The 25,683-nt window shown below is 67.7% G+C and carries 27 protein-coding genes; 12 read left to right on the top strand and 15 right to left on the bottom strand.

Annotation, left to right across the window (positions count from 1 at the left end; genetic code table 11):
• Positions 1-28 precede the first annotated feature (28 nt).
• The 5 genes from EL338_RS05645 to fdxA all read right to left on the bottom strand — a co-directional run bounded on the left by EL338_RS05645 (position 29) and on the right by fdxA (position 2,586).
• The gene (locus EL338_RS05645; protein ID WP_126332831.1) at positions 29-580 is read right to left on the bottom strand and encodes a YceI family protein; all 552 of its coding nucleotides are present in this window, start codon (positions 578-580) and stop codon (positions 29-31) included.
• Positions 581-759: 179 nt separating this feature from the next.
• A complete protein-coding gene (locus EL338_RS05640) occupies positions 760-1,182 on the bottom strand; it encodes a group III truncated hemoglobin (RefSeq protein ID WP_126332830.1) in 423 nt (140 codons plus the stop codon).
• An 11-nt stretch (positions 1,183-1,193) separates the two neighbouring features.
• Positions 1,194-1,625, bottom strand: a complete 432-nt coding sequence (locus EL338_RS05635) for a hypothetical protein (RefSeq protein ID WP_126332829.1) — start codon at positions 1,623-1,625, stop codon at positions 1,194-1,196.
• Entirely contained in the window at positions 1,622-2,248 is a 627-nt protein-coding gene (locus EL338_RS05630) for a helix-turn-helix transcriptional regulator (protein WP_126332828.1), read from the bottom strand. The genes EL338_RS05635 and EL338_RS05630 overlap by 4 nt, the downstream gene beginning before the upstream one ends.
• On the bottom strand, positions 2,245-2,586 hold the full coding sequence (gene fdxA / locus EL338_RS05625) for a ferredoxin (RefSeq protein ID WP_126332827.1): 342 nt from the start codon (positions 2,584-2,586) through the stop codon (positions 2,245-2,247). The genes EL338_RS05630 and fdxA overlap by 4 nt, the downstream gene beginning before the upstream one ends.
• Before the next feature lie 47 nt (positions 2,587-2,633).
• Here fdxA and EL338_RS05620 point away from each other — a divergent pair, with 47 nt between their 5' ends.
• Genes EL338_RS05620 through EL338_RS05610 form a run of 3 tightly spaced genes read left to right on the top strand, consistent with a single transcriptional unit; the run spans position 2,634 to position 5,259 of the window.
• A complete protein-coding gene (locus EL338_RS05620) occupies positions 2,634-3,245 on the top strand; it encodes a DUF2249 domain-containing protein (RefSeq protein ID WP_126332826.1) in 612 nt (203 codons plus the stop codon).
• Complete coding sequence (gene ctaD, locus EL338_RS05615) at positions 3,242-4,966, top strand: aa3-type cytochrome oxidase subunit I (protein ID WP_126332825.1); 1,725 nt, start codon at positions 3,242-3,244, stop codon at positions 4,964-4,966. The genes EL338_RS05620 and ctaD overlap by 4 nt, the downstream gene beginning before the upstream one ends.
• Entirely contained in the window at positions 4,963-5,259 is a 297-nt protein-coding gene (locus EL338_RS05610; RefSeq protein ID WP_126332824.1) for a hypothetical protein, read from the top strand. Before ctaD ends, EL338_RS05610 begins: the two co-directional genes overlap by 4 nt.
• Before the next feature lie 4 nt (positions 5,260-5,263).
• Here the strand turns inward: EL338_RS05610 and EL338_RS05605 are convergent, their stop codons facing one another.
• Positions 5,264-7,840, bottom strand: coding sequence for a bifunctional FO biosynthesis protein CofGH (locus EL338_RS05605; RefSeq protein WP_126332823.1), 2,577 nt, complete (start codon positions 7,838-7,840; stop codon positions 5,264-5,266).
• A 196-nt stretch (positions 7,841-8,036) separates the two neighbouring features.
• Between EL338_RS05605 and EL338_RS05600 the strand changes: the two genes are divergently transcribed.
• Positions 8,037-9,242 carry a hypothetical protein gene (locus EL338_RS05600; protein WP_126332822.1) on the top strand — a complete coding sequence of 402 codons (1,206 nt, stop codon included), beginning with the start codon at positions 8,037-8,039 and terminating at the stop codon, positions 9,240-9,242.
• A 12-nt stretch (positions 9,243-9,254) separates the two neighbouring features.
• Here EL338_RS05600 and EL338_RS05595 read toward each other — a convergent pair whose 3' ends face one another.
• A complete protein-coding gene (locus tag EL338_RS05595; RefSeq protein ID WP_435404888.1) occupies positions 9,255-9,695 on the bottom strand; it encodes a hypothetical protein in 441 nt (146 codons plus the stop codon).
• Between the two features lie 259 nt (positions 9,696-9,954).
• Positions 9,955-10,848 (bottom strand): N-acetyl-1-D-myo-inositol-2-amino-2-deoxy-alpha-D-glucopyranoside deacetylase, encoded by an 894-nt coding sequence (gene mshB / locus EL338_RS05590; RefSeq protein ID WP_126332821.1) that lies wholly within the window; start codon positions 10,846-10,848, stop codon positions 9,955-9,957.
• A gap of 268 nt (positions 10,849-11,116) precedes the next feature.
• Here mshB and EL338_RS05585 point away from each other — a divergent pair, with 268 nt between their 5' ends.
• The gene (locus EL338_RS05585) at positions 11,117-12,493 is read left to right on the top strand and encodes a hypothetical protein (protein WP_145965900.1); all 1,377 of its coding nucleotides are present in this window, start codon (positions 11,117-11,119) and stop codon (positions 12,491-12,493) included.
• A gap of 110 nt (positions 12,494-12,603) precedes the next feature.
• Here the strand turns inward: EL338_RS05585 and EL338_RS05580 are convergent, their stop codons facing one another.
• The 4 genes from EL338_RS05580 to typA all read right to left on the bottom strand — a co-directional run bounded on the left by EL338_RS05580 (position 12,604) and on the right by typA (position 17,474).
• Complete coding sequence (locus EL338_RS05580) at positions 12,604-14,487, bottom strand: ABC transporter family substrate-binding protein (RefSeq protein ID WP_126332819.1); 1,884 nt, start codon at positions 14,485-14,487, stop codon at positions 12,604-12,606.
• 43 nt (positions 14,488-14,530) lie between these two features.
• Complete coding sequence (locus EL338_RS26810) at positions 14,531-14,842, bottom strand: DUF559 domain-containing protein (protein WP_308213120.1); 312 nt, start codon at positions 14,840-14,842, stop codon at positions 14,531-14,533.
• 7 nt (positions 14,843-14,849) lie between these two features.
• On the bottom strand, positions 14,850-15,416 hold the full coding sequence (locus EL338_RS26805; RefSeq protein WP_308213119.1) for a type IV toxin-antitoxin system AbiEi family antitoxin domain-containing protein: 567 nt from the start codon (positions 15,414-15,416) through the stop codon (positions 14,850-14,852).
• 153 nt (positions 15,417-15,569) lie between these two features.
• Positions 15,570-17,474, bottom strand: coding sequence for a translational GTPase TypA (gene typA, locus EL338_RS05570; RefSeq protein WP_126332818.1), 1,905 nt, complete (start codon positions 17,472-17,474; stop codon positions 15,570-15,572).
• 64 nt (positions 17,475-17,538) lie between these two features.
• On the opposite strand from typA, the gene EL338_RS05565 reads away from it, so the two are divergent.
• From EL338_RS05565 to EL338_RS05535, 7 genes are all read left to right on the top strand, one after another.
• Positions 17,539-17,706 carry a hypothetical protein gene (locus EL338_RS05565; protein WP_126332817.1) on the top strand — a complete coding sequence of 56 codons (168 nt, stop codon included), beginning with the start codon at positions 17,539-17,541 and terminating at the stop codon, positions 17,704-17,706.
• 90 nt (positions 17,707-17,796) lie between these two features.
• Positions 17,797-18,063, top strand: coding sequence for a hypothetical protein (locus EL338_RS05560; protein ID WP_126332816.1), 267 nt, complete (start codon positions 17,797-17,799; stop codon positions 18,061-18,063).
• Between the two features lie 233 nt (positions 18,064-18,296).
• Positions 18,297-20,015 carry a BCCT family transporter gene (locus tag EL338_RS05555; RefSeq protein WP_126336692.1) on the top strand — a complete coding sequence of 573 codons (1,719 nt, stop codon included), beginning with the start codon at positions 18,297-18,299 and terminating at the stop codon, positions 20,013-20,015.
• Between the two features lie 196 nt (positions 20,016-20,211).
• The gene (locus EL338_RS05550; RefSeq protein WP_126332815.1) at positions 20,212-20,958 is read left to right on the top strand and encodes a hypothetical protein; all 747 of its coding nucleotides are present in this window, start codon (positions 20,212-20,214) and stop codon (positions 20,956-20,958) included.
• Complete coding sequence (locus EL338_RS05545; RefSeq protein ID WP_126332814.1) at positions 20,955-21,701, top strand: hypothetical protein; 747 nt, start codon at positions 20,955-20,957, stop codon at positions 21,699-21,701. The genes EL338_RS05550 and EL338_RS05545 overlap by 4 nt, the downstream gene beginning before the upstream one ends.
• A 116-nt stretch (positions 21,702-21,817) precedes the next feature.
• The gene (locus tag EL338_RS05540; RefSeq protein ID WP_126336691.1) at positions 21,818-22,336 is read left to right on the top strand and encodes a cytochrome c oxidase subunit 3 family protein; all 519 of its coding nucleotides are present in this window, start codon (positions 21,818-21,820) and stop codon (positions 22,334-22,336) included.
• Position 22,337: 1 nt separating this feature from the next.
• Positions 22,338-22,643, top strand: coding sequence for a cytochrome C oxidase subunit IV family protein (locus EL338_RS05535; RefSeq protein WP_126332813.1), 306 nt, complete (start codon positions 22,338-22,340; stop codon positions 22,641-22,643).
• Between the two features lie 4 nt (positions 22,644-22,647).
• On the opposite strand, the gene narI is transcribed toward EL338_RS05535, so the two are convergent.
• Genes narI through narH form a run of 3 tightly spaced genes read right to left on the bottom strand, consistent with a single transcriptional unit; the run spans position 22,648 to position 25,680 of the window.
• Positions 22,648-23,373, bottom strand: a complete 726-nt coding sequence (narI, locus tag EL338_RS05530) for a respiratory nitrate reductase subunit gamma (protein WP_126332812.1) — start codon at positions 23,371-23,373, stop codon at positions 22,648-22,650.
• Complete coding sequence (narJ, locus tag EL338_RS05525) at positions 23,366-24,034, bottom strand: nitrate reductase molybdenum cofactor assembly chaperone (protein WP_126332811.1); 669 nt, start codon at positions 24,032-24,034, stop codon at positions 23,366-23,368. Before narJ ends, narI begins: the two co-directional genes overlap by 8 nt.
• The gene (narH, locus tag EL338_RS05520) at positions 24,031-25,680 is read right to left on the bottom strand and encodes a nitrate reductase subunit beta (RefSeq protein WP_126332810.1); all 1,650 of its coding nucleotides are present in this window, start codon (positions 25,678-25,680) and stop codon (positions 24,031-24,033) included. Before narH ends, narJ begins: the two co-directional genes overlap by 4 nt.
• Positions 25,681-25,683: the final 3 nt, after the last annotated feature.

Here is a 25,683-nt window from a genome sequence, read left to right as displayed (position 1 = left end):
GTGGTTTGCGCCCGCTCGCGGGCCGCGATCAGGACTGCCGCAGCGCCTCGATGTCCAAGTTGATGGTGACCTTGTCACCGACGACGGCGCCACCGGTCTCGAGCGGCATATCGATGTCGATGCCGAAGTCCTTGCGGTTCAACACCACCGAGGCCTCGAAACCGGCGACCTCGCCCTGGCCCATGCCGGGGCTGACGCCGTTGAACTCCAGCGCAAGGCTGACCGGCTTGGTGACGCCGTGCAGCGTGAAGTCGCCGTGGAGCACGTAGTCCTCGCCCTTGGCCTCGACCGCGGTGGAGCGGAAGGTCGCCGTCGGGTGGTTCTCCGCGTCGAAGAAGTCGGCGGACTTAACGTGCGCGTCGCGCTGCTCGTTGCCGGTGTTGATCGAGGCGACATCGATGTCTGCGGAGACCGACGGGGTGCCGTCCTCGGCAATGGTGATCGCACCGCTGAAGGTGTCGAACTTGCCGCGAACCTTGCTCACCATCAGGTGTCGAACCGAGAAGTTGATGGCCGAGTGGACCGGGTCGATGGCCCAGGTACCGGTGGCGAGCGGGGTGGTCGTCAATCCTGCAGTCATGAATGCCTCCTTGGAGTCTGTGGGGCGTGGACTTTCCAGCACCCTCACCAGGCATAACCGGACCATGGTCCGGTTAATTCCCGACGGCGGGATTTCGCCGCGAAGGTGCGCAAACTACGAGATTCTCGCGGCGTGTCGGCCGGGGACGCGCACAGTCGCGCTCAGATGGGAAGGCCAGGTCAGCGGCCGAGGAACGCGTCGAGTTCCGGGGCGTCGTGTCCGACCAGCCGACGATGGAACGCCCAGGCGGACCGCCGTCCGTGCAGCTTGGCCTGCTCGGCCACCGGCCCGGCGAACATCTCGTCGATGGTCGCCAGCCACAGCGTCAGCCACCGCACGAAATGCTCGGTGCCCAGCGGGTGCTTCAGGTGCACCTCGCGATGCACCTCCAACGCGCTGCGGCGATACAGCCCCGCACGGAACAGCATGGTCTCCCAGAAGTCGCACATCACGGGCAGGTGCTGCTCGAGCCCCATGGCGCGCACCTCGGTGAACGGTTCGGCCAACAGATCGTCGACCAGGGCCTGACCGTAGAACCGGGACAGCAGGTCGTAGATGTCGTCGCGGTCGGTGATATCCGAGCGCAGCATGGTCGTCATCATGGCCCGTCCCCTCAGCCGGCCAACACGGCGATGCCCGCCACCAGCAGTCCGATGACCTTCACCAGTTCCAGACCCAGGTACACGAAGTGCACGCGGGAGCGCTTGCCGGATTCCGGTCCGCCGGCGAGCACCGCATTGGAGCGCTGGGTGAGCCGCGGGCGCACCGCCACCAACTGGGCGAGCAGCGCCACCACGGCCACGCCCGCCGCGACCACCACCACAACCGACGGCGCCCCGAGGACCAGCGCGGCCACCACGACCAGGGCCAACACCACCTCGCAGCCGTTGAGGGCCTTGAAGACCAGCCGGCCGATGCCGAGCCCGATGGGCAGCGTGACCCCGGGCGCGCGGAACTTCAGCGGCGCTTCCAGGAACGAGATGGCGGCGACCATCCCGAGCCAGAAGAAGATCGCCGCGGCCGCAACCGCCGCCGGCGCGCTCACGACGACACCCCGGTCAGGTGCGCCACGCACAGATCAGGTTCGACGAACGGCGTGAGCTTGTCGACAGTCACGGGTGCCTCCCACTCCTCCATTGCGCCTTGCATCAAACCGAGGTGCACCGGGCACACCACCTCGGGGTGTACCTGGGCGAGCTCCAGAAACGGGCAGTGCCGCAGTCCGATTCGGGCGCCCTGCGCCTCGGGGGCGAAGCCGAGCTCGTCGAGCAGTTCCACGAGTTGTCCGACCGGCTCGTCCTGCGCCGCGGCCTGGCGCGGACGGCCGAGTTGTGCGCCCATCGCCTTCCCCGACGCGCTGGCATGTGTCACGGGATCGCCGCTGCGCGCCACCGAATCCACCAGCGTCTCCGCCAGCAGCCGGTAGGCCCGCGGACCGGCCGGGTCCATGGCCCTGGTCGCCACGAACAGTTGCGGCGGTCGACCTGGTTTGGCCGGCTGCACCACCGCGCGCTCCACCTGGCCGGCCTCCAACAGGGCGTCGAGATGGAAGCGAACGGTGTTGGCGTGCACCTCGAGTCGCTCGGCGATGGCCGCGATGCTCAGCGCCTCGTCCGCCTCCCGCAGCACCGCCAGGACATCGCGGCGGCGACCACCGGCGGTACTCATTGCTGCGGCGGCAGGCCGGCCACCAGCGGTGCATCCACCTCGAGGGCACCCAGTTTCGCCGCCCCGCCGGGTGATCCCAGCGGCTCGTCCCGTCCCGGCAAGGTCTCGGCGAAGAACGCCGCGTTGTCGTCCAGGTACGGCGTCAATTCATCCGGCAGGTCATCTTCGTAGTAGATCGCCTCGACGGGGCACACCGGTTCGCAGGCACCGCAGTCCACGCACTCGTCGGGGTGGATGTAGAGGGCCCGGCCGCCTTCGTAGATGCAGTCCACGGGGCACTCCTCGACGCACGCCCGATCCTTCACGTCGACACAGGGCTTGCCGATCACGTAGGTCATGAGAGATAGTTTACACAAGAGTTGGTTGTAGAAACTAGGGGGAACCAGTGCCCACCACGCCCGAACTCGATGTCCGCGAACTCCCCAAGCCGCGGAAGCACCCGACGATCTTCGCGACGTACTCGGATCTTCCCGTCGGGGGCGCGTTCGTGCTGGTGAACAACCACGACCCCAAACATCTGCGCGACGAGTTCGACGTCGACTACCCCGGCAGTCACGAGTGGACCTACCTGCAACGCGGGCCGAAAGAATGGCGCATCCGGATCGGCAAGCGCACCGCCGCCGCGCTTCCGCAGGTCCTGTTGAACACCGCCGAGGCTCCCGAGGACCGCGACGCCGACCTCACCGGCGCAGTGTGGAACATCCCGGTGGCCGAACGAGATCTGGATTCCAACGTCATCGCGCTACCGCCCGGCGGCGGCATCGACAGCCACACCGGCCCCGACCTCGACGTCCTGATCCACGTGCTGGACGGAAGCGGCCGGCTGACAACGGAATTGGACTCCGAACTCGACCTCAAACCCGGCGACCTGCTCTGGCTGCCCCGACGCTCCCGACGCAAGTTCAGCGCGGGGCCACAGGGTTTGCGCTACCTGACCGTGCATCGCCGCCGCAAGGCGCTGGACCTGCAACCTCCCGATCCGCGGCCCCGGCCATGACCGCCGCCCCGGAGATCCCCGCACCGCCCGACGAGACGCTCACCGCTCGACGACCGTATCCGGCGCGCGTGGGTCCCAAGGGCACGTTGATCTACAAGATCCTCACCACCACCGATCACAAGATGATCGGAATCATGTACATGGTCGCGTGTTTCACGTTCTTCTTCGCGGGCGGCCTGATGGCACTGCTGATCCGCACCGAGCTCGCGGCCCCGGGGCTGCAGTTCCTGTCCAACGAGCAGTACAACCAGCTTTTCACCATGCACGGCACGGTGATGCTGTTGTTCTACGCCACGCCGATCGTCTTCGGATTCGCGAACCTGGTGCTACCGCTGCAGATCGGCGCACCCGATGTCGCGTTCCCCCGCCTGAACGCATTGGCGTTCTGGCTGTTCGTCTTCGGCGCGCTGATCGCGCTCTCGGGTTTCATCACCCCCAACGGGGCCGCCGACTTCGGCTGGACCGCCTACGCCCCGCTCAGCGACGCGATCCACTCGCCGGGCGCCGGCGGTGACCTGTGGATCCTGGGCCTGGCCGTCAGCGGGCTGGGCACCATTTTCGGCGCGGTGAACATGATCACCACCGTGGTCTGCATGCGCGCCCCCGGCATGACCATGTTCCGGATGCCGATCTTCACCTGGAACATCCTGATCACGAGCATCCTTGCGCTGCTGGTCTTTCCACTGCTGACGGCCGCACTGCTGGGCCTGGCCGCCGACCGCCACCTCGGCGCCCACATTTACGACCCCGCCAACGGCGGCGTGCTGTTGTACCAGCATCTGTTCTGGTTCTTCGGCCATCCCGAGGTCTACATCGTGGCGTTACCGTTCTTCGGCATCGTCACCGAGATCTTCCCGGTGTTCTCGCGCAAGCCGGTCTTCGGATACACCACGCTGGTCTACGCGACCGTCGCCATCGCGGCACTGTCGATGGCCGTATGGGCCCATCACATGTTCGCCACGGGCGCGGTCCTGCTCCCATTCTTCTCGCTGATGTCATATCTGATCGCGGTGCCCACCGGGATCAAGTTCTTCAACTGGTTGGGCACGATGTGGCGGGGGCAGCTGACCTTCGAGACGCCCATGCTGTTCGCGGTGGGCTTCATGGTCACCTTTCTGCTCGGCGGCCTCTCCGGGGTGATGCTGGCCAGCCCGCCGCTGGACTTCCACATCACCGACAGCTACTTCCTGGTCGCCCACTTCCACTACGTCCTGTTCGGCACCATCGTGTTCGCCTCGTTCGCCGGCATCTACTTCTGGTTCCCGAAGATGACCGGGCGGCTGCTCGACGAACGGCTCGGCAAGCTGCACTTCTGGTTGACGCTGATCGGCTTCCACACCACCTTCCTGGTGCAGCACTGGTTGGGCAACGAGGGGATGCCCCGGCGCTACGCCGACTACCTGCCCACCGACGGCTTCACCACACTCAACGTGCTCTCGACGATGGGAGCACTGATCCTCGGCGTCTCGATGCTGCCGTTCGTGTGGAATGTGTTCAGGAGCTGGCGATACGGCGAGGTGGTCACCGTCGACGACCCGTGGGGCCACGGGAACTCGCTGGAATGGGCCACCACCTGCCCGCCGCCGCGGCACAACTTCACCGAGTTGCCCCGGATCCGTTCGGAGCGTCCGGCTTTCGAACTGCACTACCCGCACATGGTCGAGCGACTGCGCGCCGAGGCGCATGCGGGGCGGTCGCGTAACACGAAGGGGGAGTCATGACCCAGCAGCAACTCAGCATCGAATCGCTGGGCGACCACGACTACCTCGTCTGGGTGGAGCTGGACGAGGATCTCGACGCGGCCGCCGTCACCCTCCGCGTGCGGGCCGATCCCGCTGTGGTGACCCAGATTTCGGGAGCCGAGGCCGACGAGCGACGAGTGGTCGCCGCGACCATCGACTACCTGACCGCACGCCAGCGCGCCGATGATCTTCCCGGCGACGTGGATCTGCAGGACGTCGCCGCGTTCTACGACGGCTACGTCGATGAGCTGCAGGAGCAACTGCGGCGGTGAGCCCTCAGGCCGCGGTGGTGGCGTAGGTGGTGGTGCGCTGACGAGCCGGGCGGCCGATGCCGGCGGCGATGTCGACGAGTTCGGCCACCGTCTTGGCCGATCCGTTCTCCGAGCCGGCCATCCGGGAGATGGTCTCCTCCATCAGGGTGCCGCCCAGGTCGTTGGCGCCGCCGCGCAGCATCACCCGAGTGCGCTCCACGCCGAGCTTGACCCAGCTGGTCTGGATGTTGGAGATCCGGCCGTGCAACATGATTCGGGCCAGCGCGTGCACCGCGCGGTTGTCCCGGTGCGTGGGCCCGGGCCGCGACGCCCCGGCCAGGTACAGCGGCGAGGACTGGTGCACGAATGGCAGCGGCACGAACTCGGTGAACCCACCGGTGCGATCCTGGATCTCGCGGAGCACGTTGAGGTGCCCCACCCAGTGCCGCGGGGTGTCGACGTGGCCGTACATCATCGTCGAACTCGACCGCAGCCCCACCTCGTGCGCGGTGCTGACGACCTCGATCCACATCGACGCCGGGAGCTTGCCCTTGGTGAGCACCCAGCGCACCTCGTCGTCGAGGATCTCCGCGGCGGTCCCCGGGATCGAGTCCAGCCCGGCCTCGCGCAGCGCAGTCAGCCACTCCCGGGTGTTCAGGCCACTCTTGGTGACCCCGTTGGCGATCTCCATCGGCGAGAACGCATGCACGTGGATCGACGGCACCCGGGCCTTGACGCCGCGCACCAGATCCGCGTAGCCGGTCACCGGCAACTCGGGATCGATGCCGCCCTGCATGCACACCTCGGTGGCCCCGGCCACATGCGCCTCCCACGCCCGGTCGGCCACCTCGTCGACCGACAGCGAGTACGCGTCGGCGTCGCCCTTGCGTTGCGCGAAGGCGCAGAATCGGCACCCCGTGTAGCAGATGTTGGTGAAGTTGATGTTGCGGTTCACCACGTAGGTGACGTCGTCACCCACGGTCTCGCGGCGCAGCGAATCAGCCAGCGCGGCAATGGCATCCAAGGCCGGACCATCGGCGGTCGCCAACGCGAGGTACTCGTCGTCGCTGCAGCCGGCCGGGTCGCGTTCGGCCGAACGCAGCGCCGCCAACACATCGGTATCGATGCGCTCAGGCGCGCGGGCGGCCAGTTCATGGACATGCGCACGGATGGATTCCCAGTCGCCGAAGGCGCTGTCGAGATCGCTGCGGGTCTCGGTGAGCCGACCATCGGTGTCGATGGCGGTGTGCAGGTCGGTGCGGCCCAGCGATTCGGTGGCCTCATCGGGTTCCTGCCACGGCAGCCCCACCGGGTTCACCTCGCGCGCCCAGCCCGTGTCCGGGTCGGCCAGCGCGTCGACGTGCGCGCGCACCCGTGGATCGATCCAGGCCGCGCCCGCCTGCACGTACTTCGGTTGCGCGGTCAGGCGCTGCACCAGGTCGTAACCCGCCTCGGCGGTGACCGCGGCCAGATCATCCAGGGCGGGCCAGGGCCGTTCGGGGTTGACGTGATCCGGGGTCACCGGCGACACGCCACCCCAGTCGTCGACCCCGGCGCCCACCAGCGCCAGACACTCCTGGGCCGAGACCAGGTTCGGCGGGGCCTGCACACGCATGCCCGGACCGAGCACCAGGCGCGTCACGGCGATGGTGGCCAGGAAATCCTCGAATCCCGCATCGGGCCTGGCGGCCATCGCGGTGTGATCCTTGGCCCGGAAGTTCTGCACGATCACTTCCTGCACGTGCCCGAATTCCTTGTGCGACTTTCGGATCGCATGAATGGTTTCGGCCCGCTCGGTCAGCGTCTCGCCGATCCCGACCAGCAGGCCGGTGGTGAACGGGATCGACAACCGCCCGGCGTCGGTCAGCGTGCGCAGCCGCACCGCCGGATCCTTGTCCGGGCTGCCGTAGTGCGCCTCGCCCTTGGTCTCGAACAGCCGCCGCGACGTCGTCTCGAGCATCATGCCCATCGACGGCGCGACCGGCTTGAGCCGGGACAGCTCCGACCAACTCATCACGCCCGGGTTCAGGTGCGGCAGCAAGCCGGTCTCCTCGAGCACCCGAATCGCCATGGCGCGCACGTAATCCAGCGTCGAGTCGTAACCCCGCTCGTCGAGCCACTGCCGCGCCTCGGGCCACCGCGCCTCTGGGCGGTCACCGAGGGTGAACAACGCCTCCTTGCAGCCCAACTCCGCACCCCGGGCGGCCACCTCGAGGATCTCGTCGGGCTCCATGTACATGCCCAGACCGGCCGCGCGCAGCTTGCCCGGCACCGTCACGAAAGTGCAGTAGTGACAGGTATCGCGGCACAGGTGGGTAATGGGGATGAAGACCTTGGGCGAATAGCTGATCGGCAACCGGCCGTTGGCGCCGCGGCGCCCCGCCGACTCCAGACCGGCATCGCGCACCCGGGCCGCGCTGGCGCACAGGTCGGCGAGGTCGTCACCGCGCGCCGTCAAGGCGACGACGGCCTCCTCGACGTTGAGCGTCACACCATCACGGGCGCGCCGCAGCACTCGGCGCAGCGCGGCGGGACTGGGGGCCACTGATTCGACGGGCATGACCGGATTGGGCAGGTCGGCGTGCTGCGGGTTCAGAGCCACTCCCCTGTAACCCGTCGCTGCTCGAGATTCATTCCGCGTCCCACAATCTGAAACATCGGCGCCTGTCCTGACGCACCCACACTAGCCCCGCCCACGAAAGCGCGGAACGCGCCCTTCGTTGTACGAGAGCTGGCTGTGCATTGGCTGAATTTCCCGTAAGTTGTACCTTGCCTGCCACTTGGTTAGGGGTGCTGACATGGAGATTCCGTTGCGAGCCGTGCTCGCGGCCGGCGTGACCGCCGCGACCGCGACGGCGATCGTGGCCGCACCCTCCGTGATGCTGACCCCGCCCAAACTCGAACCGGTCGTCGTCAACGCCGAGATCGACCAGCTCAACGCGGCATCGGACCTGATCAACTCGGTTTACGGCGTCACCAAGGAATGGGCCAACTACGCCTCACTGGAGCTCGCGCCGTGGGCGCTGGGCTGGGTACCCTTCGGCTACCTGGTCTCCGAGCAGATCTACATCTGGTATCCCGGCGGGACCTGGCGACCGGGGTTCGTCATCCCGGTGACCGACGCCTTCGTCGAGGACTTCCTCGATCCGGTGGTCAATGACCCGCTGAACCTCGGGACGTGGACCTCCGGCGTCGGGGCCATCGCCAATGCCGCGGTCGACGGCGTGGTGGGCGGCATCGGCAACGAGATCCGCTATGCCCTGAGCCTGGATTGGCTGCCGATCCCACTACCGCCGCTGCCGTTCCTGGCCACGACGCAGCAGGAGGACCTGTCCGCGTCGCTGCTGCAGGGCCTCGAGAAGCTGGTGCAGAACGCCCAGGGCACCGTCGAGGACCTGGCCCTGGGGCTGCGAGAGCACGCCGATCGGATCGCGGCCATGCTGCAGGAGCATTCGGATCGCATCGTGTCGGCCGGCCTGCAGTTCACCGCCAATCTCGGCAGCGCGGTTCCGCGGCTGCCCCGACGGACCGTCGAGTTCACCGCGCCGGCCCCGCTGGATTCCAAGCCCGCCGCGGCACCGGCGCTCGTCGACGTCACGCCGCCGAAGAAGGACCGCGAAGAACCGGCGGCGGACAAGCAGCCCGCCGTCGGAGCCGAGACCCCCGATCCCACCACCGCCCCGGCGGCCGTCCCGCAACCCGAGCCGACGACGCCGACCGAGATCGAGGACCCGACGCTGGAGCCGGAGATCCTCGAAGAGGCCGCGCTGATCAGCCCGAAGAAGGCGCTGGCCGAGGCGCGCGAGGCGCGGCGGGACGCGGCCAAGAAGATCGCCGCCGACGTCCGCGAGAAGACCAAGTCGCTGCGTGACGGCCTGCGCAAGGCCGCGACGTCGCTCATCGACAAGCGCGGGGAGAAGCCGACCAAGAAGGCCGGGGACTCCGGCGGCGAGAAGGGCGGCGACACCGGCGGGGACTCCGGCGGCGACACCGGTTCCGAATAGGTTCGCGCCGGTTCAGACCGTACGGCCGGCGTCGTTGTGCCGCAACAGGAACCACGTGGCGGGGCCCGCGCCGACGACGATCAGCAGGATCGGATAGAACGCGCGGAACCCCGAGCCGCCGAAGATCACGTCGCCGCCGGGCCCGCCGAAGGTCAGCACCGCGACGGTGAACAGCCAGGTCCACAACGGCAGTGCGGCCAGGCGCGTCTCGGTGACCCACTGGGCGGCGGCCCACACCAGCGCCAGGTTGACGACGCCGGCGACGAGCGCGCTGAGGGGAAACGGGACGGCCCCGATGTATGAGGGCAGCAGCAAGGCGGCGGCGAAGGCGCAGATGATTCCGTCGACGGCCAGTAGGCCCAGGACGACGGGGCGGGCGGCGGAGTCCAATCCGCGACTGTCGATCAGGTCGGGACGCTGTCGATCAGCCCGGCCAGCGAACCCACCACCCACTGGAAGTTGTCCATCCGGTCCTGCCAGTGCTGCAGATTCGGGTCCAGATCTGGATCCATGTCGGTTCCCTTCCGATGTGCTGCTGTCGGCAGCCTACCCGACCGGGTAGTGCGTTACTCGACTCCGCGCGCACTGGTACGCCAGTGCCGTCGACCCCATTTTGCGGCGGCGCGAGCGGTCGTAGCGTCGACGCAGAACGGGGCGCAAGGGCTCGCCGGCGGGACCGAGAGGGGGCGGTCCCGCCGTCGTCTTCTTGCGCTCAGTACTCGTGGACCAGACCGGCGAGCAGGTCGGTCTCCCAGCCGCGTTCATCGCGTGGGCCGGGCTTCCCGGCGGCCAGGATGTAGTGCTCGTGCCCGAGGACGGGCAGTGCCAGGTTGTTCGACAGCGCGGCGGCGCGTCCCGTCGGCCCCACCGCGACCTGGGTGGCGTGGGCGGCCAGCGCGTCGATCTTCGCGGCCAAGCCCTCGGTGGCGTCGACCATGGCGGTGATCTGGTCATCGGGGAAACCGAAGTCCAGGTCGGCCGGCGGTCGCTGCCAGTGCTCGAGCAGGTCGTCGTCGGTCAGCGCCGCGATGGCCGACTGCATCGCGGTCGTGGACACCACCGTCCAATAGAACTTGCCCACCTGCCAGGGCCGGCCCGGGTACTCGGCGGGGTCCGCGGCGGCGGCGATGGCCGCGGTGGTGATCTGGTGGGTGCGGATGTGATCGGGGTGTCCGTATCCGCCGTTGGGGTCGTAGGTGACGACGACGTGGGGGCGCAGCTCACGGATGATCTCGACCAGCGCGCCCACCGCCTCGCGCTCGTCGGCGTCGACGAACCGCTGCAGCCCGGGCCGCGCGTCGGTGCCGGCCATGCCGGAGTCACGCCAATGTCCCGCGCCGCCCAGGAAGATCGGGTCGCCGATCCCCAGCAGGTGCAGGGCCGAGCACAGCTCGGCGATGCGGTAGCCGCCGAGTTGGTCGGCGTGGTCCACACTCAGCTGCGCCCACCGCTCCCCGATGACCTCGCCCTCTTCGCCGAGCGTGCAGGTGACGACGTGCACGTCGACGCCCTGCGCGGCGTAGTGGGCGATGGTCGCGCCCGTGGTGATGGTCTCGTCATCGGGGTGCGCGTGAACGAACAGCATGCACGGCTGCTCAGTCTGCATCGGCCTAGCGTAAACGGGGGGCTCGGATAGTGATACAACCGTCGATCAGTTCCAAGCAGATCCGCAGCCGGAAGTGGCGCGGGACGCACCACCGTGGACGTCGGCCGCCGGTTCCACGACCGCGATCGACACACCCTCGAATTATCAAGCCAGAACATTAATTTCGACCAACGCCGATCACGCCGCCGACACCGCCAACGTGTCGAGAGCAAATCTTCCGCACCGTGGCGCAGTCAGCTAAGACCGCTTCGGACCACAGGCTGCATGTTTGCCAGACGAGGCCAACCTCGCCAAAACCGAAGTACTTGCTCGCGCAAACATAACCCGTGAGCAACCTGAGAACAGGCTGAGATTGTCGGAAGAAGCAGGTAACTTCGGCGGCACCGGGCCGGGGGGCCGATACGAGGAAGCCATGGGGGTTCTACCAATGAAGCGAGTTCAATGCGGCCTGACCGCGGGTATCGCGATCGCCGGTGCCAGCGCAATCGCGTTCGCGCCGATCGCACCGCCGACGACGGCAGCGAAGACCGCCACCATCCCGGTGGCCCTTACCGCCGCCTACCACCAAGAGCCGCCTGAGTTACTCGCTCTCTCCGCGCAGCGTGTCATCGGAGGCCTGGCCCTGGCCCCGTTGAGCCCGCTGATCGCGGCCGTGGCTGTCGCCGGAAGCGACGAAGAGTTGCTGTACGCCGCGCTGCGGCAGAGCATCGATGCGCCGCTGTGGGCGGTCGATCCGGCGCTCGAGGCGATCGCGCAGATTCTCCCCGACGAACTCGGCGGCGGCACCGGCGGGGAGTCGACGAACGGTGACGACGACGGCGCGCTCCTCCAGCTCCGCAACGAGGTGCTGTGGGCCGCCACCAACGGCATCCGCTCCGCGATCGCGGATGCGCTCGATGTTGATGCCGACCAGGACAAGAACCCGGCCGCCGTACTGGCCGAGGGCTTCGTCACCTCCGCGACCAATCTCGCCTCGGGCGCCGTCCTGGCTCCGCTGGGTCTCATCCCGTTGGCACAGGCCATCGCCGCCGGCGACGAGGAGAACCTCTACCGCGCCGTCCGCCAATACATCGACGCGCCGCTGTGGATTGCCGACCCGGCCATCGAGGCCGTGGCACAGGTGCTGCCCGATTCCCTGGGCGGCGGCAGCGACGGGATCCCCAGTGAGACGGCCGGCGACGGCGCGTTCATGCAGGTCCGCAACGACGTGTTGTGGCGCGCGACGGAACGCACCCGGACGCTGGTCGCCAACGCCCTCGATGTGGACCCCAACCTCGACGCCTCCGACAACGAGCCGGCTGCGCGCCTTGCTGCCACCGAGGAGCGCGCCGAAGCCTCGTCGAGGGAACTGCGCCAGCGGCTTTCGGCTGTCGACAAGGAGGCTTCGGCCGCCGACACCGACGGTCAGAGCGCCGATAAGCCGAACCGGCAGCGCCCGATCCGCGCGGCGGTCAAGTCCCTGAACAAGCAGGTGAAGGCCGCTTCGGAGCGCATCGACCGGACCGTGGACAAGCTCACCAAGCCGAAGCGGAAGGCAGCCAACGACCAGGCGGACGACTCCGCCGACAAAGACAAGGACAAGAACAAGAACAAGAACAAGAACAAGAACAAGAACAAGCCAAAGGCTGACCAGACCAGCGAGTAAGGCAGCCAAGGCCGAAGCGCGGCAGTCAGAGGGGGAGGCTGGCTCGCCGGCCGGCAGTAGTGGGGCATGTCGAAAGATGTGCCCCACTACTGTTTTCGGGGCACCGACGGCTATCGCCTCTTCGTCCAGGTCCCGGCGTCCCCGACGATGCCCACCGGCACCGCGCCCGACAGGCTGACGTTCTGCACCGACGGCCCCGCCGCGACGATCGTCGTGTCCTGCAGGATCGGCAGCACGGTCCACATGTTCCACAGCCTGGGCTCGACCGCCTCGATGACCTCGTCGATGTCCATCGAGCCGTCCAGTCCCGCGTCGATGGTGGCCTGAATCCCACGATCGCACACCTGGGTCAGGTTGGACGGGGCCTGCACCAACCGGCCGTCGTCCGCCGACGGGGGCGGCGGGGGCGTCGTCGTGGGCGTGGTGGGCGCGGGTGCGGGTGCGGTCGGCGACGGTGCCGACGAGGGAGATGGCGAGGGCGATGCGGAAGGCGACGGGCTCGGCGGCGCACCCGAGGTCGACACCGTGGTGGCCTCCAGCGCCCGGCAGCCGTACCGCGACTCCAGCCGCGTCGCCAGATCGCCACCGGCGTGCCGCCAGCCCACGATCGCGTCAAACCTGTTGTTGGCCAAGGCCTCTCCGTAGAGCACCACCGGGTCCAGTGGCAGGATCGAAGCCGCGATGCCGGCGTTGCGCAGCTGATCGGCGGCGGTATTGGCCACCGCGACCGAGGTCGGGTCGTTGGAGGCCACGCCCAGCACGAACGTCAACTGCTCGCCGTCCTTGCTGATCCGCCCCCGCGTCTGGCCCTGCGGCGGGGCCGGGGCCTCCGGGGCGGGCCCCTCCTGCTCGACGACGTACCCGGCGCCCTCCAGCAGCGCCAGGGCCGCCTCGCGACTCAGCGCCGCGGGGGCCGTGGGGACATAACCCGGATCCGACGGCGAGCGCACCTGCGCCTGGGCCAGCGTGACGGTGTTGTCGCTGCCGGCGCCGACGGCGGCCAGCAGGTCGACATCGAGCAGACCCAGAATGCCTCTGCGCACTTGGGGATCCGTCAGGTGCGGCTGCTGTCCGCGCAGCGTCAGCTGCATGACCCGCGGGGTCACGATCCGCGAGGTCCGTACGTCGGGGATCGCCGAGAGCTGGGCGAACGTGGCCGCTCCCCCGTGCACCTGCGCCACCTGGGTGTCGCCGTTGCGGATCGAATCGGCCAACGCGGCCGGCGCCCCGGCGCGGCGGAACAGGATCTGGTCCGGCACCGCCGGCGGACCCCAGAACCTGTCGTTGCGGGCCAGCAGGATCTCGTCGCGCTGCGGATCGATGGTCTCGACGCGGAACTGCCCGCCCGTCACGGGCATCACCCGGTCCAGGCCGGCCGGAAAACCGCCGGGGATGTCCTTGACGATGTGCGCGGGCACGATATTGGAGAACAACTCGCGCCAGGCGTGATACGGCTGGGAGAAGGTGACCACCGCGGTCTTGCCGCCGTCGATCGACTGGACCCCGGTGATCAGGTCGTAGCCGGCGGGGTCGACCACGCCGGGCTGGCTGACCATCTGCCGCCACAGGTACCAGAAGTCGTCGGCGGCGATCGGTGCGTTGTCCGTCCAGGACGCCTCGGGCCGGATCTTGTAGGTCACCGTGAAGGGCTCCTCGTCGGTGACCTCGGCCGACAACAGCAACGTGTTGTCGATTTCCCAGCGCGAACCCGTCGGGCTCTTGGTGTCCGGCACCGGGCGGAACGCGCTGGGCAGCACCAGGGCGCTGATCGCGGCGTTGACCGGGGACTGGTCGGAGAGCAGGTGCGGATTGAACCCCGGGCCGATGTTGTCGATCCCCATGATGATCTGCATCGCCTTGGGCGGCGGGGGCGGCGTGGTCTCGGAGGTTTCGGTGCTCTGCGGCGCCGGCGGCGGGCTCACGGTGCATCCGCCGGCCAGCAGAACCGACAGCACGGCCACAGACCTCAGAATGCGGCTGCGGGCGGTTGGCACCTGATCAGGGTAATGGCACTCGCCCGTTGCCCCGAATGAGCAGCTACGCCGCGGCGCGCCCCAACAGGTCGCCGATTCGTCGGACCGTCCGAGCCGGTTTGTCCCGGACGTCCTCGCGCACGATCGACAGGACCCGGTAGCCCGTCTCCTCGAGGGCAGCACGCTTGCGGTGGTCGCGCTGCACCTGCTCCGGGGTTTTGTGCCAGTCGTAGCCGTCGTACTCGACGATCACATCCGGATCAAGCCAGGCGAAATCCACCCGCCAGACCACGCCCTCGCGATCGACGAACCGCAGTTGCAGCACCGGCTCCGGCAATCCCCCGTCGAGCATCATCAGGCGCGCCTCACTCTCCATCGGAGATTCAGCCTGCGGACGCGCCAACGCCGATCAGCTCTCGCACCTTGACGATCCCGCGACGCGCGGCCTGCGCCTCGGCGGCCCGCCACAGACCGGCAACGTCACAGGTCTGGCTGCGCAGCGCCGCGTCCAGCGTGGCCAGGGCGCGGGGCCGCTCGACTTTCCTGGCCACCTCGACCGCCGTCCAGGCTGGCGGCGTGACCAGGCGACCCCGCACCGTCGTCAGCGGCACGCCTTCGCGGTGGTGCACGACGAGGGCGTCGTCATCCCGGAGTTGGTGACCCTGCGGCTTCAGGACGTGCAGTCGGGACGGCTGCTCGGTGTCGAACCCGTGCACCGCGGCGGCCGTGTGCAGACACACCGCGACCGGTTCGCCGCAGCGCAGGTCCAGGCCGCGCAGCCGCGTCAGCGCGGAAGGTTTCGGGCCGCTGTAGATTCCCGGCCAGATCTTCACCAGGTGGCCGTCTCGGACCAACCGCTCCATCACCCGTCGGCCGATGACCTCGCGAATCTGCCGATAGGTCGCCACACCACGCTGACCGGCGAACAGTTCGAGCAGTTGCGGCGGCACCCGGAAATGGTCCGACGCCAGACCCGATACGGCTATTCACGAGCCGCCGGCCCTGTGGACAGGCCCGCGAGGTTGCATCTGGTGTACACAGAACGACCCGAAAACGTGCACTCGATGCAAGCTCGGCGAAAGGCCGCGGCGCGCGGCCTGCCCCTACCCCTGGTTGGCCTGCTTGGCCCGGGACTTGGCGCGCGCCCGCAGGCTGGCCGTGAGCTCCAGCTTGCGCACCCGCACGATCTCCGGGGTCACCTCGACACACTCGTCGGCCGCGCAGAACTCCATGGCCTGCTCGAGATCGAGCTCCAGCGGCTTGGCCAGCGTCTCGAGCACGTCGGAGGTCGACGACCGCATGTTGGTGAGCTTCTTCTCGCGGGTGATGTTGATGTCGAGGTCCTCGGCGCGCGGGTTGATGCCGACGACCTGACCCTCGTAGGTGTCCTGGCCGGGTTCGACGAAGAACTGCCCGCGGTCGGAGAGCTGGATCATCGCGAACGGGGTCACCGAACCACTGCGATCGGACACCAAGGACCCGCTGTGCCGCGCGCGGATCTCCCCGGCCCACGGCCGGTATCCCTCGAAGACCGCGTTGGCGATGCCGGTCCCGCGGGTCAGCGTCATGAACTCGGTGCGGAAACCGATCAGGCCGCGGCTGGGCACCACGAAGTCCATCCGCACCCAGCCCGCGGCGTGGTTGGTCATCTGCTCCATGCGGCCCTTACGCCCGGCCATCAGCTGCGTGATGGCGCCGACGAACTCCTCGGGGCAGTCGATGGTCAGCTCCTCGAACGGCTCGTGCAGCTTGCCGTCGACCTGCTTGGTCACCACCTGCGGCTTGCCCACGGTCAGCTCGAAGCCCTCCCGGCGCATCTGCTCCACCAGGATGGCCAGCGCCAGCTCGCCGCGGCCCTGCACCTCCCAGGCGTCCGGCCGGCCGATGTCGACCACCCGGATCGAGACGTTGCCCACCAGCTCGGAATCCAAGCGGTTCTTGACCATTCGCGCGGTCAGCTTGTGCCCGGACACCTTGCCGGCCAGCGGGGAGGTGTTGGTGCCGATGGTGACCGAGATGGCGGGCTCGTCGACGGTGATGCGCGGCAGCGCGTGCGAGTTCTCCGGATCGGCCAGCGTGTCGCCGATCATGATCTCCGGCAGTCCCGCCACCGCGACGATGTCCCCGGCGACGGCCTCGTCGGTGGGCGTGCGTTCGACGCCGACGGTCGCCAGCAGCTCGGTGATCTTGGCGTTTGTGATGACGGGGGAACCGTCGACCTCCCGCATCCAGGCGACCTGCTGCCCCTTCTTGAGGCGGCCGTTGGCGATGCGGATCAGCGCCAACCGGCCCAGGAACGCCGAGGCGTCGAGGTTGGTCACCAGCGCCTGCAGCGGGGCTTCGGGGTTACCGGCCGGCGCCGGGATGTGCTCCATCAGCACGTCGAACAACGGGTTCAGGTTGCCGCCGTCGGGCACCTCGCCGTTGGCGGGCTGCGTGGTGGAGGCGATGCCGGCCCGCCCCGACGCGTACAGCGTCGGCAGGTCCAGTGCCTTCTCCGCGGCGGCCTGGGCCTCCTCGTCCAGATCCGAGGCGACATCGAGCAGCAGGTCGTGGCTCTCCTCGACGACCTCGGCGATGCGCGCGTCGGGCCGGTCGGTCTTGTTGACGACGAGGATCACCGGCAGGTGCGCGCCCAAGGCCTTGCGCAGCACGAACCGGGTCTGCGGCAGCGGCCCCTCGGAGGCGTCGACCAGCAGCACCACGCCGTCGACCATGGACAGGCCGCGCTCGACCTCACCGCCGAAGTCCGCGTGGCCGGGAGTATCGATGACGTTGATGACGGTTACGCTGCCATCAGCGTTGTGTCGGTGCACCGCGGTGTTCTTGGCGAGGATCGTGATGCCCTTTTCGCGCTCCAGGTCACCGGAGTCCATCACGCGTTCCTGCGCGTCGCCCCGCTCGGCCAACGCACCCGATTGACGCAGCATGGCGTCCACCAAGGTCGTTTTGCCATGGTCGACGTGAGCGACGATCGCGACGTTTCTAAAGTTGGGACGAGATTCCATTCCGCAGATTGTCGCAGTACAGCAGGTCAATCACGAAACCAGAACGCCCGATCCGAAGGACACCGTGAAGTCGAGCAAGTACGCGGGCCTCAAGCCGAAGAAGAAGTGCTGCCGTAGCAAGCCGCGCTGTAAACGGTGCCCGCTGGTACTGCACAAGGTGCACAAAGCCGAGCTGATGGGCCTGCGGGGCAAGGAATTGGAGAAGGTGTACAAGCGGGCACGAAAAGCCTGACAACTCCCTGAACGCGGCTCCCGCAGCCGCATTCAGGCGTACGGTTGAGATATCCGTCACGTGGCTTCGAACGTGGTTGGAGGTGCCAAAATGACGGTCTCGACAGTACTCACGATATTGGCGATCGTGGTGGTGGGCGCGGTGGCCACCGTGGCCATGTGTTTGGGCCTGCTCAACTGGATGGGCGCCTTCCACATCGTGCATTGCAAGGAATGCCATCACCTCACCGGATCCACGGTGAACGAACCGCAGGCCTCCTGCCCGCATTGCCGCCACCCGGTGTTGCTGCATCCGCTGTATGCCGCCGGGCACCGGAGCGATCCGGTGCGGGTGGTCGAGGATTCCCTGCGCTACTGATCCGGCCGGGCGGCGACGCGCCGCTGGCCAGCAACGCCCACGATCGCCTCAACGCGTCCCTTGACCTGACCGGTATGGTCAGGTGCGGCCTCGCATGCGCCTGCTAAGACCCGGGTTAACCCGGTACACGCAGCGACAACGATGACGAATAGGGAGGACGCGTGACCCAGCGTTCCGGACCGGACAGCTCGAGCCGCAAACCGCAGGGACCCTTCGCGAAAGCTCGGCAAACCATCGATCCGCGGGTCTTCGTCCCGGCTTCGCTGGTGATCTTCGGGCTCATCGGGTTCGCCGTCATCTACTCCAGCACCGCGGCGGACGCGTTCGGCACGCTGAACGCCGCGGTCTCCGACGGCATCGGCTGGTGGTACGTGCTGGCCACCACGGGCTTCGTCGGCTTCGCGGTGTACTGCGGGTTGTCCCGGGTGGGCACCCTCCGCCTCGGCGCGGACCACGAACGCCCTGAGTTCAGCTTCCCGGCCTGGCTGGCGATGCTGTTCAGCGCCGGCATGGGGATCGGGTTGGTGTTCTACGGGGTGGCCGAACCGCTGACCCACTACGTCAGCCCCCCGGAGTCGATGGGTGTCGAAGGTGGCACCGACGCCGCCGCCAACCAGGCGATGGCCCTGACGATGTTCCACTGGGGCCTGCACGCCTGGGCGATCTACGTGGTGGTCGGCCTGGGCATGGCCTACATGACCTACCGGCGCGGCCGCCCGCTGTCGGTGCGCTGGTTGCTCGAACCGCTGCTGGGCCGCGAACGCGTCGAGGGCTGGATCGGGCATGCCGTGGACTCCGTCGCGATCGTCGGCACCCTGTTCGGCGTGGCGACCTCGTTGGGGTTCGGCATCACCCAGATCGCGGCCGGCCTGGACTATCTGGGCTGGATCGAGATCAACAACTGGTGGGTCGTCGGGATGATCGCGGCCATCACCGCGATGGCCACCTATTCCGTGGTCAGCGGCGTCAGCCGGGGCCTGAAGTGGCTGTCGAACATCAACATGATCCTGGCCGGCGTGCTGGCCGGGTTCGTCCTGATCGCGGGCCCCACCCTGTTCCTCATGCAGGCCTGGGTGCAGAACCTCGGCAGCTATGTGCAGTCGCTGCCCGAACTGATGCTGCGCACCGGCCCCTTCACCGATGGCGCGTGGCTGGGCACCTGGACCATCTTCTACTGGGGCTGGTGGATCAGCTGGGCGCCGTTCGTGGGCATGTTCATCGCGCGGATCTCCCGCGGCCGCACGGTCCGCGAGTTCGTCGGTGCCGTGCTGCTGGTACCGACGGTCATCGGATCGTTGTGGTTCACCGTGTTCGGCGACTCTGCGATCCTGCGCCAGCGCAACAACGACGACATGCTGGTCGACGGCGCGGTCGACACCAACACCTCGCTGTTCGAACTGCTCAACGGATTGCCCCTGGCGACGATCACCAGCGTGCTGGCCATCGTCGTGATCGTGTTCTTCTTCGTCACCTCGTCGGACTCGGGCTCGCTGGTGATCGACATTCTGTCCTCCGGCGGCGAACTGGAAACGCCGAAGGTGACGCGCGTGTATTGGTCGGTGCTCGAGGGTGTGGCGGCCGCGATCCTGCTGGTGGTCGGCGGCGCCGGGTCGCTGACGGCGTTGCAGACGGCCTCGATCGTGACGGCGGTGCCGTTCTCGGTGATCATGGTGATCGCGTGTGTGTCGATGCTGCGGGCGTTCCGCTACGACCTCGCCACCACGCCGAGCCTGATGCGCGTGTCGGAGCCGGAAGGCCTTAACGGACAACGGGTTTCACGCCGGGAGGTCTCTGCCACGCTGGCCGGCCTGGTGATGGTGCATCAGATTGCGCCGGGCAGCTACGAGGTCTCGCCGGACACCGGCGAGCTGATCATCGCCGATCCGGTCGATCCGCTGGGCGACGCTCCGTCGAGCGACGGTTCGGACGAGACCGACCGCGCAGCCGACTAGCCGCCGCACCACCCCCGCGATCGGACCTCTGACTGACTGGTCTCAGTAACACCCTTTCCCTGCACTAGCCGATCGGCTATCCTCGCTTCCTAGGTGATTCCGGCTGGAACACCGGCTTTTGTCCCGCCGCCCACATCGGGCCCGGCGGCGCTTCCGGCCGAGACGGTCACTGACTGGCGTCATAGCGGAGGGTGCAGTGCAAATACTCGAGCAGGTCCAAGACACACCACAGGCCGGCAATATCCGGACGCAGTGGGTCGCGCTGTGGACGGGTCCCGCCGTCGGCGTCGTGCTGCTGGCGGCGATGCTGGCCTTCCCGGCCTTCTGGCCGCCGATGTCGCCGACGACACCCGCCGATCAGGTGGCCGCGTTCTACGCCGAGAACACCGCGTGGATCCGTGCCAGCCAGGTGACCTTCAACCTGTGCGGCATCATGATCCTGCCGTTCTTCATGGTGATCGTGATGCAGATGAAACGGATGAAGACCCAAAGTCACGTCTTCGCCTACTGCTATCTGACCGCAATCGTCAGCGGCGCCACCACTTTCGCGCTGTCGAACATCTTCTTCCTGGTGGCGGCGTTCCGGCCGGAGCGCAACCCCGAACTGATCCTGCTGCTCAACGATCTGGCCTGGATCATCTTCATCGCGCCGGTCGGCATGGTGGTGGCCCAGTTCGTACTGCTGGGCCTCGCCGTCTATTTCGACGACGGCCCCGACCCGGTGTTCCCGCGGTGGGTCGGCCACTACTCGATGGCCACCGCGGTGGCGATGATCCCGGCGGCGTGCGCCGCGGTGGTTCACACCGGCCCGCTGGCCTGGGACGGACTGCTCAGCTTCTGGCTGCGCAACGGCGCCTACGCGGCCTTCGTCGTCGTGATGTTCTTCGTGCTGCGCCGCGCGCTGTTCCAGCAGGCCGTCGAGGACAAAGTGGTGGCCCCGTGAGCCTGCTGACCGTCGGCCGTTCGGCCGACACCGACGAGGCACCGAAGGGCAAACCCGATGTCCGCCTGGTGACTTGGTTCTTCCCGGCCTGGTACGGCGTCTTCGGCGTCATCATCTGCATCCTGGCCCGGGTGACCCCGCCGCCGCGCCCCGATGTCACCGACGAGGACAAGGTCGCGTTCTTCGCCGCCAACGGCCTGACCATCCAGATCGGTTTCGTGGTCCTGCTGATCCTGCTCGGCGGCGCGGCGGTGACCAACGGCCTGGTCGCCTATCAGATGAAGCGGATGTCCTCGGGTTCGGTGTTCGCCTACGTCTACATCGGCGGCATGGGCGTCGGGGCGCTGCCCGGCTTCCTGCTGGTCGGGGTGTGCTTCCTGACCGCGGCGTTCCGCCCCGACCGCAATCCGGAACAGATCAGCCTGCTCTACGACCTCGGAATGCTCTCCTACAACGGATCATTGGGCTGCTTCTCGGCCGCCTACCTCGCGCTGGCCATCGCCATCCTCTACGACAAGAACGACATCTTCCCCAGATGGTTTGCCTACGTGTCCATCTGGCAGATCGTCACCGAGGTGATCGCCACCCAGATGTTCGTCTTCAAATCCGGGCCCATGGCCTGGAACGGATCGCTGGCGTTCTGGTGGGCCGTGGTGGTGTTCACCGTCTGGCTGGGTGTGCTGATCTACCTGCTCAAGCGCGCCTGTGAGCGCGAGCCGCTCGACGCTCCGGCGCTGGACTGACGAGGACAAGGAACTCTGTTGTGACACAATCTGACTCATTGTCCTCACCGACCGCGGTGCAGGACGAACCGCAGAAGAGCCCGGCGTCGAGCGGTCGCCTGCCCGGCGATCTGGACATGTGGATCATGGTGCTCGGCGACATCCTGATCTTCTCCGGCTACTTCGTCATCTTCATGATCTACCGGGCCATGAACCCCGAGGAGTTCCTCCGGGCCCAGCAACACCTGGACGTCAACATCGGCGTCTTGAACACCGTGATCCTGTTGACCAGTTCGTGGTTCATCGCCCGCGCGGTGATCTCCGCGCGGGCCGGCCGACACGTGCAATCGATTCGCCTGGTCTACGGCGCGGGCATCTGCGGTGTGCTGTTCATGGTGTTCAAAAGCTACGAATGGGCCAGCAAGATCAGCGCCGGCCACACGAACGCCGACACGTTCTACTCCTTCTACTACGTGATCACCGGTGTCCACCTGCTGCACGTCCTGATCGGTCTGATCGTGCTGGGCGTCGTCATCCGCGAACTGCGCAACCCGGCCCGCCGTCGCACTTCGATGGTGGAATCCGGCGCGGTCTACTGGCACATGGTGGACCTGCTCTGGGTGATCATCTTCGGCCTGCTCTACGTAATGAGGTGACATGACAACCACATCCGAAGCACCGGCACCGTCGCACGCCGCCGAGACCCGTACCCTCACCTGGGCGTGGATCGCCCTGTGCGTCATCACCATCGGGTCGTGGTGGCTGGCTCCGGCCCACTTCACCGAACGGGTGGACCCCAGCATTCCGATCACGGCCCTGGTGCTGGTGCTGACGTTCGTCAAGTCGCGGCTGGTGGTGCGCTACTTCATGGAGGTCCGCACCGCGCCACGCTGGCTGCGCCGAGCCACCGACGGCTGGCTGGTGGGCCTGCACCTGGTGATCTTCGCGATCTACCTGTTCTGACGGGCTACCAACCCCGGCGGTGCGGCTGGGAGCCGATCAGCTCGGTGTCCTTGGCGACCTCACGGCTGCGGTAGACGATGTAGGGGCGGAACAGGTATCCGATCGGCGCGCTGAACGCGTGCACCAGTCGGGTGAACGGCCACAGGCAGAACAACGCCAGCCCGATGAGCACGTGCACCTGGAAGTACATCGGCGCCTGCACCATCAGATCGCCCCGCGGCTGCAGCACCCAGATGGACCGGAACCAGGGCGAGACCGTCTCGCGGTAGTTGTGCTCCTCGCCCACCAGCCCGGAACCCAGTGCGGTGGCGCACAGTCCGGCCACGATCGCCGCGACCAGCACCACGTACATCACCTTGTCGTTGACCGTGGTGGCCATGAACACCGGGCCCGTAGTGCGCCGTCGATAGACCAGCAGCGTGATCCCCACCAACGTGGACACCCCGGCGATGGACCCCAACGTGATGGCCTGCACGTGGTAGGCGTGCTGGCTCAGGCCGACGGCATCGGTCCACGACTGGGGGATCACGAGCCCGATGAAGTGCCCGACGATCACCACCAGGATGCCGAAGTGGAACATCGGGCTGCCGATCCGCAGCAGCCGGGACTCGTACAGCTGCGAGGAACGGGTGGTCCAGCCGAACTTGTCGTACCGGTAGCGCCACCACGTGCCGACGATGATGATCGCCAGCGTCACGTACGGAATCACGTTCCAGAACAACTCACCCATGTCCGTTTCCTCCCGTCTCCCGCCGCGGCGGGACGGTCAGCGTGAACGGTTGCAGGCCCACGGCTTCGGCCGGCGGGCCGGCCTGCGCCAGCCGCTGCGCCCGTTGCGCTTCCTGCTCGGTGGCCCGAGGCAGCGTCGCGCAGACCGCCGTCACCGCGTCGCCGTACACCGACCCGGATTCGACCAGCGCGTCGCACAGGACGTCGATGGGGACCCGATGCTCCACCAACAGCCGGCGGCCGGCCACCGGGTCCACCCGGGCGGCGAACTCGAGGACGACCGGAAGATAGTCGGGTGCCTCGGATTTCGGGGCGTGGGCCCCCGACTCCCGGTAGGCGCTGAGGAACGCGTGCATGGCCGCGCCGCGGTTGCGGGTGTCTCCGGCCGTCCAATAGGTCAGGTACATGGTGCACCGGCGCCGAAGATCGAACGTCGCCACGTAGTCCTCGGCGGCGCTGCGCAACTCGAGCGCACCCAGCCCGGCGTGTGCCCGACCCAGCGGGTCGCGCGCGGACCCGCGCACATGCGGCAGCAGGTCGGCGACGGTGTCCAGGCGCTGCTGACGTTCGGCGTCCGGGTAGGCCAACAGCAGCGAGGCGGCCTGCCACACCGCCCGGTCGCTGAGCGTGGTGTCGCCGCGGACGCGGTTGAGCAGCTTCATTCCCGCTCCTCCCCCGGGAACATGCCCGTCGGCACCCCACGGCCGTCCCAGTTGAGCAGGTTCACCCGGGACGGCCGCGCGGAGTTGGCAGCCATCCCCTCGGTGGTCTGCCGATTGCGTAGGGCGTGGAAGGTCTCGACCGCGATGGGCACCGGCCCGCCGCTGGCCTCGCCGAACGGACCGGACTCGTACATGCCCGGGCCACCGTCGAAGTCCAGCGAACAACCGGGTTCTTCGAGATTGCCGTGCGACGGCGCGTAGGCCGTTGGAATCACGTACCGGTCTTCATATTTCGCTATCGCCAACAGCCGATACATCTCGTAGATCTGTTCCTCGGTCATGCCGACCGCCGCCGGGATGTGCGGCTGGGTCTCCCGGCCGAGGTTGATGTCGCGCATGTAGGACCGCATCGCGGCCAGCTTGCGCAGGACCGCCTCCACCGGCTTGGTGTCGCCCGCGGTGAACAACCCGGCGAGGTATTCCAGCGGGATGCGCAGCGACTCCAGCGCCCCGAACAGGTTGCCGACGTCCTCGCCGTCGCGGCCGGCCCGACTCACCGCATCCACCACCGGCGACAGCGGCGGGATGTACCAGACCATCGGGACGGTGCGGTACTCCGGATGCAGCGGCAACGCCACCTTGTAGGTGTTGATCAACGCATACACCGGCGAGCGCTGCGCTGCCTCGATCCACTCGTCGGAGATGCCCTCGGCGCGGGCGCCGGCGATCACCTTCGGATCGTTGGGGTCCAGCAGGATCTGCCGGTGCGCGTCGTAGAGGTCCTTCTCGTCGGGGACCGACGCGGCCTCGGCCACCCGGTCCACGTCGTAGAGCACCAGCCCGAGGTAGCGCAACCGCCCCACGCAGGTCTCCGAGCACACCGTCGGCAACCCGACCTCGATGCGCGGATAACACAGCGTGCACTTCTCGGCCTTGCCCGTCTTGTGGTTGAAATACACCTTCTTGTAGGGACATCCGGAGACACACATCCGCCAGCCGCGGCACTTGTCCTGGTCGACCAGCACGATGCCGTCCTCGCTGCGCTTGTACATCGCCCCCGACGGGCAGGAGGCCACGCAGGACGGGTTGAGGCAGTGCTCGCAGATCCGCGGCAGGTAGAACATGAAGGTCTCTTCGAGTTCCAGCTTGATCTCTTCGTTGACCTTGGCCAGCACCGGGTCGTGCGGCACGATCTCCGGCGAGCCGCCCAGGTCGTCGTCCCAGTTCGCCGACCACGACACCTTCATCGGTTCGCCGGTGATCAGGCTGCGCGGCGGGGCCACCGGGATGTGCTCACCCAGCGGCGCCGAGGTCAGGTTCTCGTAGTCGTAGGTCCACGGCTCGTAGTAGTCGTCGATGGAGGGCAGCTTCGGGTTGGAGAAGATCCGCGCCAGCTTCGCCAGCCGACCTCCATCGCGTAACCGCAACCGGCCCTTGCGGTCCCGGATCCAGCCGCCCCGCCACCGCTCCTGGTCCTCGTAGGTGCGCGGGTAGCCGACGCCGGGGCGGGTCTCGACGTTGTTGAACCAGACGTACTCGGTGCCGGCGCGGTTGGTCCAGGCCTGCTTGCAGGTCACCGAGCAGGTATGGCAGCCGATGCACTTGTCGAGGTTCATCACCATCGCCATCTGCGCCATGACTTTCATCGG

Source organism: Mycolicibacterium chitae, assembly GCF_900637205.1.
Taxonomy (GTDB): Bacteria; Actinomycetota; Actinomycetes; order Mycobacteriales; family Mycobacteriaceae; genus Mycobacterium; species Mycobacterium chitae.
This window is presented reverse-complemented; position numbering and strand designations above follow the sequence as displayed.